Raw genomic sequence first — 16,863 nt, 5'->3', positions numbered from 1 at the left:
CCGAACCGCGACAACCTCCGCACATCGGGCCGACTCCACCTCCCGTTCGATGTGATCAATTGCATATCCTGCGACGGTTACATCACATATCTGCGGTGACACAATGGCGCTTGTCCGTGTTCAACCCGGGTACCCGCCGCGCCCCTCCGGGCCAGCCGGGACTCGAGGCAGAAAAGAGACAACGATGTCCGAATCCTCGGTCTATGGTGCATCCACCTCCACCACCGACGCTCCCAAGCGCCGTGTGACCCGCGTCCATCACCTCGCCCAGATGAAGTCCGAGGGCGAGAGGTGGTCGATGCTCACCGCCTACGACTACTCGACCGCATGCATCTTCGACGCCGCCGGAATCCCGGTGCTGCTCGTCGGTGACTCGGCGGCCAACGTCGTCCTCGGCTACGACACCACCATCCCGGTGAGCGTCGACGAGATGATCCCGCTGATCCGCGCCGTCGTGCGCGGCGCCCCGCACGCCCTCGTCGTCGCCGACATGCCCTTCGGCAGCTACGAGATCGGGCCGCAGCACGCCCTCGAGAACGCCATCCGGATCTTCAAGGAGACCGGCGCGCACGCGGTCAAGCTCGAGGGTGGCGAGCGCGTCGCCCCGCAGATCGCGGCTCTCACCGCCGCCGGTATCCCCGTCATGGCGCACATCGGGTTCACCCCGCAGAGCGTCAACGGCCTCGGCGGCTTCCGCGTCCAGGGTCGTGGAGACGGCGCCGACCAGCTCATCGCCGACGCCATCGCAGTCCAGGAGGCCGGCGCCTTCTCCGTCGTCATGGAGATGGTCCCCGCCGAGCTGGCCGGTCAGATCACCCGCAAGCTGACGATCCCGACCGTCGGCATCGGTGCCGGCAACGAGACCGACGCCCAGGTGCTCGTCTGGCAGGACATGGCCGGCCTCACCCACGGCAAGACGGCGAAGTTCGTCAAGCGGTTCGCCGACGTGGGCTCCGAATTGCGTTCGGCCGCCGAGCAGTACGCCGACGAGGTCCGTCGCGGCGTCTTCCCCGGCCCCGAGCACAGCTACTGACCGACGATCCGTAGAAGTTGTGGACGCCATATCCCCACAACTTCTACGGAATCCCGGTTGCGCCTAGGCTCGGTGACCATGCGTGACTTCTACCCGGAGATCGAGCCCTACGATTCCGGTCACCTCGATGTGGGTGACGGCCAGCAGATCTACTGGGAGACGTCGGGAAATCCCGACGGCAAGCCCGTGGTCTTCGTCCACGGCGGCCCCGGCGGTGGCACGTCACCGGCCCAGCGACGCTTTTTCGATCCCGCGAAGTACCGGATCGTGCTGTTCGATCAGCGCGGTTGCGGACAGTCCCGGCCGCACATCGCCGACGGCGCGGACCTGAGTGTCAACACCACGCCGCATCTCATCGCCGACATGGAGAAGCTCCGGACCCATCTCGGCATCGACCGCTGGCAGGTCTTCGGCGGCTCCTGGGGTTCGACGCTGGGTCTCGCCTATGCGCAGGCGCATCCCGACCGGGTCACCGAACTGGTGCTGCGCGGGATCTTCCTGCTGCGTCGCTGCGAGATCGACTGGTACTACAACGGCGGCGCGTCGCACATCTTCCCCGACGTGTGGGAGACCTACCTCGAGCCGATCCCGGCGAACGAGCGCGACGGCGACCTGGTCGCCGCCTACCACCGGCTGCTGACCTCCGACGACCGCGACGTCGCCCGTGCCGCGGCCCGCGCGTGGACCGGCTGGGAACAAGCCACCAGCTACCTGCTCCCCGTCCCGAGGAGGAGTCGGGACAGAATCCTGACGAAGCGCACCGCTTCGATCTCGCCTTCGCGTCGATCGAGAACCACTACTTCGTCAACCACGGCTTCCTCGACGACGGCCAGCTGCTCGACAACATCGACGCCATCGCGCACATCCCCGGCGTCATCGTCCAGGGACGCTACGATGTCGTCTGCCCGATGCGCAGCGCCTGGGACCTCCATCGGGCCTGGCCGGCCGCCGATCTGCGCATCGTCGACGACGCCGGGCACGCCTCCTTCGAGACCGGCATCCGGCACCACCTGCTGGAGGCGACCGACCGCTTCGCCGAATGAGGCGTCGCCGGACCCGGGGTCACTAGACTCGAGTCAGCTGCACCGTGTCGTCGGCGTCAGGAGGATCAGGTGGCCGCATCCGAGCAGGTCGAGGTGGAACTCAAGTTCGACGTGGACCCCGGCCACATGGCCCCGGACCTGCGGGCGCTCCCCGGAGTCGTGTCCGCGACCGAACCCGAGACGTTCTCGCTCGACGCCACCTATTTCGACACCGAGAACCTCGATCTCGCCGGCAACAGGATCACCATGCGACGCCGCACCGGCGGCACCGATCAGGGCTGGCATCTCAAGCGCCCCACCGACATCCCCGGCGCGCGTCGCGAACTCCAGATCGGCTTCGACGAGGCGCCCGCCGACGGTGACGTCCCCGAGGCCCTGGTGACGCCGGTCCTCGCACTGACCCGCTGCCGCAGGCTCACCCCCGTCGCCGTCATCTCCACCACGCGCACGGTGACGCGCCTGCTCGGCGTCGACGACGAGCCGCTCGCCGAACTCGCCGAGGACCTGGTGACCGCGCAGTCGTTGCTGCCGGGCGGGCATTCCCAGCAGTGGGCGGAGTGGGAGTTCGAACTCCTCTCCGGCGGCACCACCAAGCTGCTCAAGGCCGCCGACAAGGTCCTGCGCGCCGGGGGCGCCCGACCGGCGTCGAGTGCTTCGAAGTTGGCTCGTGCCATCGGTTCGACGCCGACCGTCCACAAACCCCGACTGTCGAAGCGCCCCACCGCGCTCGAGCTCGTCATCACCGACATCGCCCTGCACCGCAACAGCCTGATCGCCTACGACCCGCTCGTGCGGGAGGACGCCGACGACGCGGTGCATCAGATGCGGGTGTCCTGCCGCCGACTCCGCAGCGTGCTGTCCGGCTACCCCACGGTGCTCGACGCCGAGCGCACCGCCCACGTCGGCGCCGAACTCAAGCTCCTCGCCCGGATTCTCGGTGACGCACGGGATTCCGAGGTGCAGCTCGAACTCGACAAGTCCCTGCTCCGCGGCGAGAACGCCTCCGCGGAACTGCTCGCCGCGCTCGCCGGCGCCGAGACCCAGACCCATGATCGGGCGATCCGCGCCGCGCACGCCGCGATGTCGTCGAAGCGCTACTTCGCCCTCCTCGACTCCGTCGACGCCCTCATCGCCTCTCCCCCGCCCGGACCCGACGCCGAACTCCCCGCGACCGTCGTCGTCGACAAGGCGGTCGCCAAGAGCCGCAAGCACATCCGCAAGGCACAGGCCGATCTCGCCGACCTCACCGAGGGCTCGGCCGAGTGGCAGGAGCAACTGCACAAGATCCGCAAACGCGCAAAGCGGTTGCGCTACAGCATCGATGCGACGGAGCCGCTCAACAAGAAGAAGTACCGCGAGGTCGGCGCGGTCGCCAAGAAGATCCAGTCCGCCCTCGGCGACTTCAACGACATCCGCATCAACCGCGACCACCTCGCGACCATCGTCGCCGACGGGAAGCTCGGTGCCGCCGACATGTTCATCGTCGGTCGGCTCGACGCCCGCCTCGAAGCCGATGCCTACCGCGCCGTCGCCGAGTACCGCAAGGCCGCCAAGGACCTCTGACCCGCCCCGCCCCCGCTGCCTGAGGTGCGAGGAGCGCAAGCGACGAGCCACGATGGCCTGGTGAGATCACCTCCCGCGCAAGCATTTTTCTCCCGCGGGACTGGTTACTTCCCGCTTATTGGCTAGCACCCGCGGGAGGGAAACGGTCACGCGCGCGGTAAACGCTCCCGCGGGAAGTGCGCCTACACCGGCCGGAACCCGACCGTCCGCGTCACCTCGTCCGCGGCCGCCAGTTCGACCTCGAGCCGGGTCCCCGGACGCAGGTCGCCCTCGCACCCCGCGACGACCGGCGGGTCGGCGATGAACACCTGGGCGGGTTTGCGTTCGGTGGCCGCCGACATCACCACTGCGTCAAAGCGTTCGCCGACGCGGTCGGCGAGGATGACGGCCTCGGCGAGATCGATGCCGGCCCGGTCGGCGGTCGCGCCGAGGGTGTCGGCGGAGCGCAGGATCTTGGGCAGGGTCGGCAGGGCGCGCATCACCCAGTCGGGTACCTCCCGGCCCGCGGTGACCGCGAGGCACACCTCGGTCGCGAACCGGTCGCCGAGGCGGCGCAGCGGCGCGGTGACGTGGGCGTAGAGACCGGCGATGGCGGCGTGCTGCTTCTTGTCATCCGGGATGGCACGCGCCTCGTCGGAACCGTCGAGCGCGAGATAGTTGGCGCCCCGCATCAGACCGCTCGCGGCCGACTGGATGGCGAGCGTGCTCGGCCGGTCGCCGGGCAGGCCCGCCAGGAATCGACCCACCGCCAAGCCGTCCGGCCATTCGACGCCGAGCGCTTTCGCGGCGGCGCACAGATCCTCGACCGCTTCGGGATCGGCGGGCGGCAGCGTCCGCAGCAGTCCGATGCCCGCCTCGGCCATGATCGTGCCCGCGCACATCCCGGCGAGCAGCGAGAGCTGGGAGTTCCACATGTCGGCCGGGGTATGGGGTTCGAGGTCCAGCCGCCAGCCCGCCTCGGTGCGGGACACCTGCTGGTCCGGCAGATCGAGTTCGACGGCCCCGCGATCCATCGCGACGCTCTGCCGCAGCTCACCGAACGCCGGCAACGCCGCGATCGACGGATGCAGTCGGCCGGCCGCGGCGTCGGCGCTGACCCCCGCGTAGTCGAAGCGGGCGACGGACCGAATCCGCGAGCGCCGCACCTGGACATCGGCGACCGTCCCGTCCCCCGAGACCCGGATCGTCCAGAGCACGCAGGGCCGAACTTGTTCGGGCAGAAGTGATCCGCTGCCCTCCGACAGTTCGCGCGGATGCAGCGGTACCGAGCCGTCCGGGAAGTACACGGTGGACCCGCGGCGTCGGCTCTCCTGATCGAGTGCGCCTTCGGGGATCACCAGGGCCGCGACGTCGGCGATGGCGTAGTCGACGATGAACCCGTCACCGTCGGCGGCGAGATGGACGGCCTGGTCGAGATCGCGCGACGTCGGCGGGTCGATGGTGACGAACGGGACGCCGGTGTGGTCCTCGCGCGCATCCGCGAAGCGGTCGACGGAGTCGCGCGCCTCGGCGAGCGCGTCGTCGCCGTAGGACTCGTCCACCCCGAGCTGATCGCGGATACCGGCGAAGTCGATGTCAGGGGCGAAGAGGAAGCGCGTCACGTCTCGAACCCTAGCGCGCGTGAACGCGACCTATCCGGGAGCGCGATACCCGGAGGCGAACGAGTCGGCGCGTAAGCCGGATCCTGTGCCCGCGAGGTCTCTCGACCGTCGCGGGCGGCGACCATCCATCTGGGCACACCGTCGCCGGGTACCTCGAGCGGCCCACCCGCGGGCTGGGGCGAGCAGCCCTCGTAACGCCCGCGCACACGCACCGTGAGGTGCGTGCTTCGGCCTTGCTCCGGGTGGGGTTTACCGAGCCGACGCGGTCACCCGCGCCGCTGGTGCGCTCTTACCGCACCGTTTCACCCTTACCGACCTTGCGGCCGGCGGTCTGTTCTCTGTGGCACTGTCCCGCGGGTCACCCCGGGTTGCCGTTAGCAACCACCCTGCTCTGTGGAGTCCGGACTTTCCTCGGTGCGCGGCGTGACGGTCTTCCGCCCGTTCCGCTCACCGCGGCCGCCCGGCCGACTCGTTCGCGGAACCCAGGGTACGGCAGGCCGTGCGACCGCCGATCATCCCACGGCGTCAAGGGCCGTCAGTGCCAGTGCGCGGCGTCGTTGACCAGCCGCACGACGGAACCACCGTCGGGAAAGAACTCGGCGATCGAGACCGATGCCAGGTCGAGGTGGAGGCGGAACAACAGCTCCGGCCCGACGCCCAGCGCTTCACGCAGCATCAGCTTGATCGGGGTGACGTGCGAGACGAGCACGACCGTCTGCCCCGGATACTGCTGCAGCAGATCGTCTTTCGTCTCCGCGACCCGCTCGGCGACCTGCGCGAAGCTCTCGCCACCGGGTGCGGGCACGGTGATGTCCGACAGCCATTCCCGGTGGATCTCCGGATGCCGTTCCGACGCTTCGACGAACGTCAGGCCCTCCCACTCGCCGAAGTCGTTCTCGATGAGTCCGGGATGTTCGACGACGTCGACGCCGGTCACCGCGGCGACCTCGTCGGCGGTGGCGCGGGCGCGGCTCAGCGGCGAGGTCACGATCGCGGAGATGTGCTTCTCGCGGACGACCCGCTGGGCTGCCGCGCGGGCCTGGCGCAGACCTTCCGCGGTCAGCTCGGGGTTACCGCGTCCGGAGTACCGACGATCCACCGACAACGCCGTCTGGCCGTGGCGCAGCAGGATGAACCGGGTCGGCGAACTCCGCTGCCCCTGCCAGGACGGCGACTTCTCGCCCACAGTTGTCAGATCCCCGATTCGGCGGTCCGCACGAGGATCGCGCCGCATTCCTCGCAGCGGATGACCTCGTCGGACAGCGCCGCGCTGATCGACGCGATCGTGCCCCGGTCGAGCTCCATCCGGCAGGCACCGCAGCGTCGTGCTCGCAGGAGTCCCGCGCCGATACGGCCGTTGGCGCGCTGCTTGTCGTAGACGGCCAGCAGGTCGGCGTCGATCTCCCCGGCGAGCGTGTCCCGCTTCTCGCGGGCGCGCGTCATGTCCTCTTCGATGGTCGCGAGCGACTCATCGCGGCGAACCCGAGCGTCGGCGACCTTCTCCTCGAGATGCGAGATCGTCGCGGCGGCGCGGTCGCGCTCGGCCTCGACGGCCTCCTGCTGCTCCATGAGCGTCAGCAGTTCGTCCTCGAAGACCGCACGACGGCGTCCGAGTCCCGCGAGTTCGTGCTGGAGCTCCGACAGCGCCTTGGGCGCGAGCCCACCGGCGGCGAGCTGCTTGGAGTCCTTGGCCTCGCGGTTGGCCATCCCGGTCACCTCGGACTCGATGCGGCGGTATTCGCGGCCCAGGTCCTCGGCGGAGATCTCCGCGCGCACCAGATCGTCACGGGCAGCGTCGATCGCCTTCTCCTGCTCGGCGATCTCGGCGTTCTCGGGCAAGTTCTTGCGGCGATGCTCGAGTCGGTTGATCTCGGCATCGGAGTCCGCGAGATCGAGCAACAGTCGCTGCACTCCGGCGTCGACTTTCATTGCGGCCTCCTCTCTCTGAAGTTCTGAAGTCCCCCTACCGTACGCGGCTGGCCCCGGCGTCCCGGCGGGCGGATGGCCTTTGGTCAGGCGGCCCTCCGGGCGTCACCCGAAGCTGTGCAATCCGAACGGGTCGGTCGGCGTGTCGTACACCACCACGGGCACGTCGCAGTCCTTGCGGACCAGCTCCGCAACCTGCGCGCACCAGGGGAATTCGGTGGCCCAGTGTCCGGCGTCGACGAGGGCCGGCCCACCGTCGCGCAGACTCTCGTCGGCAGGATGGTGTCGGAGGTCGCCGGTCACATAGACGTCGACGCCGAGCCCGCGCACGCGCCCGAGCAGCGAATCCCCCGCCCCACCGCAGACCGCGACCGTGCGCACCGGTGCATCCGGATCGCCGGCCGCCCGGATTCCCGACGGCGCACCCAGTGCGCGTGCGACGACCGCGGTGAAGTCACGCAGCGTCATCGGCTCGGGCAGCGAACCGACCCGACCCAGACCCAGGCCGCTGCCGAGGTCGGCGAGCTCGAAGACGTCGAACGCCGGTTCCTCGTACGGGTGGGCGTTGCGCAGCGCCCGGAGCACCGACCCACGGATGGACCGGTCGGCGACCATCTCCACCCGCGCCTCGTCGACGTGGGTGCGGGTGCCGATCTCGCCGATCGTCGGCGTCGCGTCCTCCTGTGCCTCGAACTGGCCGGTGCCCACGACCGTCCACGAGCAGTCGCGGTAGTCGCCGATCGCACCGGCGCCGGCGGCGAACATCGCCTCACTGACCTGTTCGACGTTGCCCTCGGGCACCATCACCACCCATTTGTCGAGCGGCGCCGCGGATTTCGGTTCGATGGGCACGGTGTCGACGAGGCCGAGCAGGTCGGCGAGTGCGTCGGAGACACCCGGTCGTGCACTGTCGGCGTTGGTGTGGGCCGACAGCAGCGCGATGCCGTTGCGGATCAGGCGGTGCACGATGCGGCCCTTGGGGGTGTCGGCGGCCACCGACGTGACCCCGCGCATCAGCAGCGGGTGATGGGCGATCACCAGGTCCGCCTTCTCTGCGACGGCCGCGTCGACGACGGCGTCGGTCACGTCGACGCACGCCAGGACCCGACGCACCGGTTCGGCACGGTCGCCGCACACCAGCCCCACGGCGTCCCAGGACTCGGCGAGTGCCGGCGGATACGCACGTTCGACGGCGTCGACCACGTCTCCGACGGTGATCCCCTCAGACGTCGACACGGTTCCCATCCCTCATCTCCTCTCGTACCTGCTCGATCGCCGCGGTCAGCGCGCGGACCTGCTCGACCGGACGTACCGCGAGCCGCAGATGGTCGTCGCCGAGTCCGACGAAGTTGGCGCAACTGCGCACCGCGAACCCGTGGTCGACGAGACGCCGTTTGACCTCCGTGGCCCTCGGCACCTCGACGAGCACGAATGGTGCGGCCGGTTCCGCCACGACGACGAGCCCGATCCGGGTCAGTTCGTCGACCATCTCGGCGCGCTCGGCCGCGACCCGGCGGGCCTGCTCCGCGCAGTAAAGGAAGCCCGCCTCGCCGAGGCACGCCGTCAGCGCGGTCAGCGCGGGTGTGGACAGCGCCCAGGGCCGCCGCCCGGCCCGCAGCCGCGCGAGGATCTCCGGCGCGGCGAGCAGGTATCCGGCGCGCAGCCCTGCCAGGCCGAAAGTCTTTGTCACGCTGCGGATCACGATGAGGTCCGGCCAGTCGGCCGATGCCAGCGACTGTGGTTCGAGTTCCCCGTCCGCGCCGAGTGTGAGATCAGCGAAGGCCTCGTCGACGACGATGATGCGTCCCGGACGCCGCAACGCCGCGATCGACTCCCGAGGGTGCAGCACCGACGTCGGGTTGGTGGGGTTGCCCAGGATCACCAGGTCGGCGGTGTCGGGCACCTCCGCCCCGGACAACCGCCACGGCTCGTCGAGTGTCACCTGCGTGATGGGCACCCCCGCGGCACGCAGTGCGATCTCCGGTTCGGTGAACGACGGCTGGATGAGCGCGGCATGACGCACGTCGAGTCGCGGCAGCATCTCGAAGCCGTCGGCCGCGCCGGACAGCAGCAGCACATCGTCGGGTGAGCGACCGTGGGTGGCCGCGATGGCGTCGACCGCGCGCCGCTCGTCATCGAGGCCCGGATACCGGGCCAGGTCACCGAGACCGCGCGTGATGGCGTCGAGGACGAAAGGCGGTGGCGTGCCACGGACATTGACGGCGAAGTCCACGAGCCCGGGTGCCGCATCCCGATCGCCGTGCCGATCCGGATCGGACAGGTCGGATGAAGATGCGACGCCATACCCAGCTGTCATGTCTGTTGACCTTACGTGCACGATGGACGCGTGTTGACGCCGCCAGATCCCCGCCATCCCGACACCGTGCTGCTCTTCGACCTCGACGGCACGATCACCGACAGCTTCGCGGGTATCGCCAACAGCTTCCGGCACGCCCTCGCCGCCGTCGACGCGCCCGAGCCCGATCCGCAGGTCGTCGCGGGCATCGTCGGGCCGCCGATGATCGACACCCTCAACCAACTGGGCCTCGCGCCCGAGGTCGCCGACGAGGCCATGCGCGCCTACCGCGAGCGCTACACCGAGATCGGCTGGCGGGAGAACGCGGTCTACGACGGGATGCCCGACGTCCTGGCCGATCTCTCCGCGTCGGGGCGCACGATGGCGGTCGCGACGTCGAAGAACCAGACCACCGCGCGCAGGATCCTCGAACACTTCGGTCTCGCCGACCACTTCGAGTACATCGCCGGTGCCAGCGACGACGGCACGCGTCGCCACAAGGCCGACGTCGTCGCACATGCGGTCGCCGAACTGGGACTTCCCGTCGACGCCGACACCGGGCACGTCACCGCGCCGGTCGTGATGATCGGCGATCGCAGCCACGATGTGCACGGCGCCGCGGCCTTCGGGATCTCTGCGGTCCTGGTCAGATGGGGTTATTCTCTGCACGGGGAGGAACAGGACGCGGCCTGGGCGGTTGAGTCCACAGCCGAATTGCGCGGCGTCCTGGGTATGTGACCGACGCCCTGGACCACCGAGCGCGTCGGCACGTCGAGCTGAGGTGGACACCAGTGGCAGAAGAACTACACATCTGTTTCGTGTGCACGGGCAACATCTGCCGGTCGCCGATGGCGCAGAACATCTTCCGGACCGCCCTGGACGACGCGGGACTGGGCGGCAAGGTGCGCGTCACCAGTTGCGGGATCGCGGGCTTCCACGTCGGCGAACCGGCCGACAACCGTGCCCGCACCGAATTGCTGGCCCACGGTTACTCCGACGCCCACGTGGCGGCGCTGCTCGGTCCCGAACACTTCGACGCGGATCTCTTCCTGGCGATGGACGACGGCCACGTGCGGGAACTCGAGCGCAAGCGGCTCGGCGACCGGACCCGACTGCTGCGGTCGTTCGATCCGTCGGCACCCGCCGACGACCTCGCCCTACTCGACCCCTACTACGGCGGCAACGACGACTTCGTCGCCACCCGCGAACAGATCGAGAGCGCCGTCCCCGGCCTGATCGACTGGGTGCGCATTCAGCTGGGCGTGGCCTGACGACCACGCCCAGCCCACCGGACTGGCCTCAGCCGACCGGTGCCACCAGGTTGTGCACGAAGCGGATCTTCTCGAGCACCGGCGCCGGCAGCACGAACGGGTAGAGGTCCGGGTGGCCCATCGACCGGTTGATCTGGTTGAGCGCCCACGTCAGCGGGAGCCACTCGTCGATGATGCGGTCGAATCCCACGTCGCCGGGCGGCACGCTGTCCAGCGTCGTACCCGACGGCGCCATCGCGAACGCGGCGGCGGTGTCGAGGGTGTCCCGGATGTGCAGGTAGTGCGCGAAGGTCTCGGCGAAGTCCTCGGCGGGGTGCATCGTGGCGTAGGAGGAGACGTAGTTCTTCCGCCACCCCTCGGGCGCACCCTCCTTGTAGTGCCGGTCGAGTGCGGCCTGATAGTCGTCGTCTGGGTTGCCGAACAGCTCCTCGAACTGCGGACGACGGTTGTCGGTGATCAGGACCAGCTGGTAGTAGTGACCGATCTCGTGCCGGAAGTGTCCGAGGACCGTCCGATACGGCTCGTCGAGTTCGACGCGCATCTGCTCGCGATGGACATCGTCGCCCTCGGCGAGGTCGAGGGTGATGACGCCGCTGGCGTGTCCGGTGATGACGTTCCGTTGCGCGCTGGACAGCAGGTCGAAGGCAAGACCCGTAGTGGGATTCTCGTCACGATTCTCGATCGGCAGCCCGAGCTCGGTGAGTTCGAGGACGAGACGCCGCTTCGCGGTCTCGGCCTGGCCGAACACCACCAGCGCCTCGGGATCGTCGTCGCCGGGACGCGTGCGTGTCAGCTCGCACGATTGGCAGAGCTCCGGGTTGCCGGTCCACTTCACCAGCCAGTTGCATTGCGCGACCTTGGTGTTCACGCATCGTTCGAGGAGCACACCGTCGACCTCGGCGCGTCCCTTGTCGTCGAGGACTTGAATGGAGCGGGACTCGAGCCAGAACCCGAGGGGGCTCTGGCAGTTCAGGCACAGGCTGTTCTCGAAGGAAAGCCGCTGGCCGCAGTTCAGACAGATGAAGTCACGCATTAGATCACGCTACAGGTGCTGAGTAACCTGGGCATCGTGCATGTGCTGCGAACGATCCTGCGTCCCGGGTGGATTGCCCTCGGCGTCGTCGTCGTGGCGTTCGCCGTGGCCTGCTTCACCATGCTTGCGCCGTGGCAGCTGGGGAAGAACTCCGACACCGAACGCCGCAACGATCTGATCCGTACCGCGACCTCTCTCGAGACCGTGCCGCTGGCCGAGGTGGCGCCCTCGTCGACCCTCGACCCGTCGGCCGAGTGGCGCGGGGTCGAGGTGACCGGACGCTACCTGCAGGACCAGCAGGCCCTGGTGCGGCTGCGCAACATCCAGGAACGGCCGGCCGTGGTGGTCCTGACGCCGTTCGCGGTGACCGGTTCGGATCGCGTGCTCCTGATCAACCGCGGTTTCGTCCGCCCGGTGGAGGGCGGTGTGCCCGACATCCCGGCGCCGCCTGCCGGTGAACAGACCATCGAAGGAAGAATCCGCGCGGCGGAGAGCGTCAGCGCCGACCGTGGCTCCCGCGCCGACAACGGTGTGCTGACGGTCCCGTCGATCAATCCGGGTCTCGTCGGGACCGCGACCGGCACACCGATGGACGACTTCTACCTGCAGCTGTCCCCGGACCAGCCGGGCTCCCTGGGCGAGATCCCGCTGCCCCAGCTCGACACCGGCCCCTACCTCTCGTACGGGTTGCAGTGGCTCGCGTTCGGGATCATGGCGCCGCTCGGCGTGCTGTACTTCCTGATCGCCGAGATCCGGTCACGCCGCCGCGCCGCCGCCGCGAAGGCAGCTCCCGCGGCGGAAACCACCGGCGGGACCGGTGACGTCGCCGACGCGGAGACCGCTTCTCGTCCCGCGGGCACCGCACCCGATGCACAGCCGAGTACGGCTGCCTCCCGCGCCGAACGCCGTCGACAGATGCGTGAGGAACTGCGCGCCGCGAGCGGCACCACGGTGGTCCACAACGTCGGACGCATCGGTCACGGTCCCGTTGCCGAGGACACGGTCGGTGACGTCCGCGATGCGACGCCCGACCCCCGCAGTCAGGACGGCGACGTGCGGGACAAGCTCAGCCGGCGCTACGGCGGCTGACCGCGACCCGGAGCAGACAACCCGCCACGCACGCGGCCACCGTCGCCCGTTGGACCCGCCGCGACACTGTGACCGCGGCGCGTAGATCGGCCGGCTTCGGTGCCGGCCCGGAACCCAGCGTCGGCCGTTGTTCGACGCCGTGCGGGTACACCGTCCGACCCCCGAGCTGCACCCCCAGGGCTCCCGCGAACGCAGCTTCGACGACCCCGGCGTTCGGACTGGGATGCGCGTGGCTGTCACGACGCCACGCTTCGGCGGCACGCCTGGGTGCCCCGGAGACCAGGACGATCAATACGCCCGCGAGTCGTGCCGGGAGGATGTTGGCCGCGTCGTCGAGTCGCGCGGCCGCCCAGCCGAAGTCGCGATAGCGCTCGTTGCGGTACCCGACCATCGCGTCGAGGGTGTTGACCGCGCGGTACCCGAGGATTCCGGGAACGCCCGCGACCGCACCCCAGAACAACGGACCGACGGTCGCGTCGGAGGTGTTCTCGGCGATCGATTCGAGCGCCGCCCGACAGATCCCGGCCTCGTCGAGTGACATCGGATCACGGCCGCACAGACTCGGGATCAGGGCCCGCGCCGCGTCGATGTCGTCGGACTCGAGGGCGTCGGCGACCGCATCGCCCACCCGGCACAACGAGGTCCCGCCCAGCGCGATCCAGGTCGACGCAGCCGTCAGCGCCACCGATGCCGGCGCACGACGCCCGGCCGATGCCGCGACTGCCGCGCCCACGACGCCGCCCGCGGCCACCGCGACCAGACCGGCACCGGCAGCCCGCGAATCGCGGTACATGCGGTGTTCGAGCACAGATGTGAGCCGTCCGAAACCCGCGACCGGGTGCCCCGTCGACGGGTCCCCCAGGGCCTCGTCGAGGAGGAAGCCGACGACGAGTCCGGCTGCGGTCGACAGGGCTCGTCGTGCGGATCGGTTTCGCTGCTCACGGGTCAGGGGCACCGCGCGATGGTATCGACTGCGCTCGTGCCAGACTCGACCCGTGGCCAGGTCATCCGCGGAACCGACCCCGGGTCGGCACGTCATCGACACCGGTGTCGCCGAACTCGCGCGCGACACCATCGCCGGCGGTTGGCTGCTGACCGTCAACGGTGCGCACAGTTCGCACATCGATCCCGACGACCCGACCGTGCTCGACTTCGAGTACCTGCGCCAGATGGCGGCCGTCATCGCCGAACGCCATCCCGCCTCGGACCGGTTGCGCGTCCTCCATCTCGGCGGAGCGGCCTGCGCGCTCGCCCGTTACCTCGACCATCAGTACCCCGATACCCGGCAGGTGGCGGTCGAGGTCGACGGCGAGCTGGCCCGCCTGGTGCGTGAGTGGTTCGATCTCCCCCGCGCCCCCAAGCTGCGGATCCGGGTCGGCGACGCGCGGGAGGTCGTCACCTCACTGCAGCCGGGCACGCGCGAGGTGATCGTGCGCGACGCCTTCGCCGGCGACCGTACGCCCGCGCATCTGACGACCCGTGAGTTCACCTCCGCCGTCCACGACGTGCTCGTGCCGGGCGGGCTGTACCTCGCGAACTGCGGCGACAGCCGGGATCTGGCGGGCGCGCGCGCCGAGGCCGCCACCGTCGCGTCGGTCTTCGACCATCTGCTGCTCATCGCCGACGCCGCGATGTTCAAAGGTCGGCGCACCGGAAACATCGTGATCGTCGGCAGCGACGCCCCGCTCGACGCGTCGGCGACGCTGGTGCGCACTCTCCTCAGCGATCCGCTACCTGCGCAGGTCCTCTCCGGCGCCAAGGCCCGCGACTTCGCGCGCGGCCCGGGCCTGGCCGACTCCGACATCGCGGCGGACCGGCCGTGATCGTCGCCGGTCCCGCGTCCGGTCGATGTACGAACACGCCCGGCAGTCGTTAGGGTGGTTTCGACCGCCGGCCGAGATCTGACGATCGCAGAACCGAGGATGACGTGACCGATCCATCGTCGAGAGCGGGCACCACGCTGGGCCCGTACCGCATCGACAGACTCCTCGGCCGCGGCGGTATGGGTGAGGTCTACGAGGCCTACGACACCGGCAAGGAACGACGCGTCGCCCTGAAGGTTCTCCCGCCACATCTGGTGCACGACAACGATTTCCGCGAACGGTTCGAGCGCGAGTCGAAGACCGCGGCGAAACTGTCCGATCCGCACGTCATCCCGATCCACGACTGGGGCGAGAAGGACGGCGTCCTGTTCATCGACATGCGCCTCGTCGACGGTCAGGATCTGCGCAAGGTGCTCGACTCCGGTCCCCTCGCGCCGGACCGGGCGGTTCGCATCCTGGGCCAGGTCGCGGCAGCGCTCGACGCCGCGCACCGCGACGGCCTCGTCCACCGCGACATCAAACCCGACAACATCCTCGTCGACGCCGACGACTTCGCCTACCTCGTGGACTTCGGTATCGCGCAGGGCGCCACCGACAGTCGCCTGACACAGGTGGGGACCGCACTCGGCACGCTGGCCTACATGGCGCCGGAGCGGTTCGGCGACGAGCCCGCGGGCCCGGGTTCGGACAACTACGCCCTCGCCTGCGTGCTCTACGAGTGCGTCACCGGCCAGACCCCGTTCCCGGCGAAAACCGACCAGGGACTGATGACCGCGCACATCACCAAGCCACCCCCTCAGACAGGCGGCCTCCTCGACCCGGTGATCGCACGCGGTCTCGCCAAAGACCCCGCGCAGCGTTTTCGGAGCGCGCGCGAACTCATCCAGGCGGCCTCCGACGCGCTGTCGGGCAGTCCGTCGGCGTCGGCAACCCGATCGCAGACGCCTCCGGCCGAGCAGGCCCCGCCGACGGTCGTGCCCCAGCCCATTCCACCAGCGGGCCCGACCCCGCGGCCCCACACCCCGCGTCCGCCGCAGTCACAACCGCCGGCTGCCCACCCGACGCCGGGCGGCTCCATGGCATCCGACCCGACGATGGTTCGCGGTCTGAATTCGGGCCCCAACGTCCACGGGCCGCAGCACTCTCCCGGTTCGGCCGGTGGATATGGTCCTCCCCCTGGACCTTTCGGGCCGCAAGGATTCTCAGGTCCCCAATTCCATTCGGGGCCTTCCCCTTCGGGGCCACAGTCGTTCTCGGGGCCGCAGTCGCACTCCGGTCCCCAGTCGTTCTCGGGCCCCCAGTCGTTCTCGGGACCCCAGTCGTTCTCGGGACCCCAGTCGCTGTCCGGACCCAACCAGTGGGGCGGCACCCCGACCCCACCTCCCCGCAAGTCGAAGACCGGCCGCAACATCGCCATTGCCATCGGGGTCGGCGTGGTGGTGATCGCCCTCGCGGTCACGGGCATCGTCGTCGCGCTGTCGGGCGGTGGCGACGATCCGCCGGAACCGGGCACCTCGTCGCAGGCGATGCCCGCGGGCACCGTCGCGTGCGACTACCCGACGCGCACGGTCGTCGGCGGCATCACCCAACCTGCACCGGCGTCGACCCAGCCGAACACCGGCACCGTGGACGCACAGATCCCGATCGCCGCGCAGGGCACCATCACCATGACCCTCAACCGGGCCGAGGCACCGTGCAACGTCGGCGCGATGGTCGCGCTGATCAGGTCCGGGTTCTACGACGGCAGCAAGTGCCATCGCGCATCGGCGAAGTACCTGATCTGCGGGTCTTCGGGCGGCAAGGAGGGCACCAACCCCGGTTGGACCAGCCCCGACGAACTCCCCGAGGGCCTACCGTCGGCCGGCACCGACACCAACGGCATCCCGCAGGTCACCTACCCGCGCGGCACCGTCGGCATCCTCGATCTCCCCGACGACGAGGGCGCCACCGGATCGACGACGTTCTTCATGCTCGCCGACGACACCGACCTCCCGCTCACCTACTCGATCGTCGGCACCATGGACGCGTCCGGGCTGGCGGTCCTGGACAAGATCGTCGCGGGCGGCTTCACACCGACCAAACCCGGCGCCCAGTCAGGACCGCCGAACCAGAACCTGCTGATCCAGAAGGCGACGGTCGGCGAGTAGCCGAATCGCAGAGTGCGTCCTGAGTACCGTTTCCCGAC

At 69.6% G+C, this 16,863-nt stretch carries 14 protein-coding genes, 1 other RNA gene and 1 pseudogene; 8 read left to right on the top strand and 8 right to left on the bottom strand.

The genetic code is table 11. The annotated features are described in order from the left end of the window. The first annotated feature begins 184 nt into the window (after positions 1-184). The 3 genes and pseudogenes from panB (at position 185) to GOALK_RS00455 (ending at position 3,639) form a co-directional block, all read left to right on the top strand. On the top strand, positions 185-1,033 hold the full coding sequence (gene panB, locus GOALK_RS00465; protein WP_006356807.1) for a 3-methyl-2-oxobutanoate hydroxymethyltransferase: 849 nt from the start codon (positions 185-187) through the stop codon (positions 1,031-1,033). Between the two features lie 78 nt (positions 1,034-1,111). Beyond that, positions 1,112-2,076: pseudogene (gene pip / locus GOALK_RS00460) on the top strand (prolyl aminopeptidase). Positions 2,077-2,145: 69 nt separating this feature from the next. Then, positions 2,146-3,639 carry a CYTH and CHAD domain-containing protein gene (locus GOALK_RS00455; protein ID WP_006356804.1) on the top strand — a complete coding sequence of 498 codons (1,494 nt, stop codon included), beginning with the start codon at positions 2,146-2,148 and terminating at the stop codon, positions 3,637-3,639. 182 nt (positions 3,640-3,821) lie between these two features. On the opposite strand, the gene GOALK_RS00450 is transcribed toward GOALK_RS00455, so the two are convergent. The 6 genes from GOALK_RS00450 to cobC form a co-directional block, all read right to left on the bottom strand. Next, positions 3,822-5,240, bottom strand: coding sequence for an RNB domain-containing ribonuclease (locus GOALK_RS00450; RefSeq protein WP_006356803.1), 1,419 nt, complete (start codon positions 5,238-5,240; stop codon positions 3,822-3,824). A gap of 56 nt (positions 5,241-5,296) precedes the next feature. Further along, an RNA gene (rnpB, locus tag GOALK_RS23010) (RNase P RNA component class A) lies at positions 5,297-5,712 on the bottom strand. 63 nt (positions 5,713-5,775) lie between these two features. Beyond that, the gene (locus GOALK_RS00445; RefSeq protein ID WP_006356802.1) at positions 5,776-6,426 is read right to left on the bottom strand and encodes a histidine phosphatase family protein; all 651 of its coding nucleotides are present in this window, start codon (positions 6,424-6,426) and stop codon (positions 5,776-5,778) included. 5 nt (positions 6,427-6,431) lie between these two features. Beyond that, on the bottom strand, positions 6,432-7,169 hold the full coding sequence (locus GOALK_RS00440; RefSeq protein ID WP_006356801.1) for a zinc ribbon domain-containing protein: 738 nt from the start codon (positions 7,167-7,169) through the stop codon (positions 6,432-6,434). A gap of 102 nt (positions 7,170-7,271) precedes the next feature. Then, positions 7,272-8,411, bottom strand: a complete 1,140-nt coding sequence (locus GOALK_RS00435; RefSeq protein ID WP_006356800.1) for a Nif3-like dinuclear metal center hexameric protein — start codon at positions 8,409-8,411, stop codon at positions 7,272-7,274. Further along, complete coding sequence (cobC, locus tag GOALK_RS00430) at positions 8,389-9,483, bottom strand: Rv2231c family histidinol phosphate aminotransferase CobC (protein ID WP_040003890.1); 1,095 nt, start codon at positions 9,481-9,483, stop codon at positions 8,389-8,391. Before cobC ends, GOALK_RS00435 begins: the two co-directional genes overlap by 23 nt. A 30-nt stretch (positions 9,484-9,513) precedes the next feature. Between cobC and GOALK_RS00425 the strand changes: the two genes are divergently transcribed. Together GOALK_RS00425 and GOALK_RS00420 are read left to right on the top strand one after the other, a co-directional pair. Then, a complete protein-coding gene (locus tag GOALK_RS00425; protein WP_006356798.1) occupies positions 9,514-10,200 on the top strand; it encodes an HAD-IA family hydrolase in 687 nt (228 codons plus the stop codon). Positions 10,201-10,253: 53 nt separating this feature from the next. Then, positions 10,254-10,733, top strand: coding sequence for a low molecular weight protein-tyrosine-phosphatase (locus GOALK_RS00420; protein WP_040003889.1), 480 nt, complete (start codon positions 10,254-10,256; stop codon positions 10,731-10,733). Positions 10,734-10,761: 28 nt separating this feature from the next. Here GOALK_RS00420 and GOALK_RS00415 read toward each other — a convergent pair whose 3' ends face one another. Continuing rightward, on the bottom strand, positions 10,762-11,766 hold the full coding sequence (locus GOALK_RS00415; RefSeq protein WP_006356796.1) for a zinc-binding metallopeptidase family protein: 1,005 nt from the start codon (positions 11,764-11,766) through the stop codon (positions 10,762-10,764). Between the two features lie 36 nt (positions 11,767-11,802). Here GOALK_RS00415 and GOALK_RS00410 point away from each other — a divergent pair, with 36 nt between their 5' ends. Further along, positions 11,803-12,855, top strand: a complete 1,053-nt coding sequence (locus tag GOALK_RS00410) for an SURF1 family cytochrome oxidase biogenesis protein (RefSeq protein WP_231498957.1) — start codon at positions 11,803-11,805, stop codon at positions 12,853-12,855. Here GOALK_RS00410 and GOALK_RS00405 read toward each other — a convergent pair. After that, positions 12,833-13,810, bottom strand: a complete 978-nt coding sequence (locus GOALK_RS00405) for a cobalamin biosynthesis protein (RefSeq protein ID WP_006356794.1) — start codon at positions 13,808-13,810, stop codon at positions 12,833-12,835. The genes GOALK_RS00410 and GOALK_RS00405 overlap by 23 nt on opposite strands. Before the next feature lie 40 nt (positions 13,811-13,850). Between GOALK_RS00405 and GOALK_RS00400 the strand changes: the two genes are divergently transcribed. Together GOALK_RS00400 and GOALK_RS00395 are read left to right on the top strand one after the other, a co-directional pair. Then, a complete protein-coding gene (locus GOALK_RS00400) occupies positions 13,851-14,678 on the top strand; it encodes a spermidine synthase (RefSeq protein WP_006356793.1) in 828 nt (275 codons plus the stop codon). A 104-nt stretch (positions 14,679-14,782) separates the two neighbouring features. Then, positions 14,783-16,825: a protein kinase domain-containing protein gene (locus GOALK_RS00395; RefSeq protein ID WP_006356792.1), complete on the top strand. Its 2,043-nt coding sequence runs from the start codon at positions 14,783-14,785 to the stop codon at positions 16,823-16,825. Positions 16,826-16,863: the final 38 nt, after the last annotated feature.

It is taken from the genome of Gordonia alkanivorans NBRC 16433 (assembly GCF_000225505.1).
In the GTDB taxonomy this organism is placed as follows: domain Bacteria; phylum Actinomycetota; class Actinomycetes; order Mycobacteriales; family Mycobacteriaceae; genus Gordonia; species Gordonia alkanivorans.
Note: the sequence above shows the minus strand (reverse complement) of the source record. Positions and strands in the feature narration are given on the sequence as shown.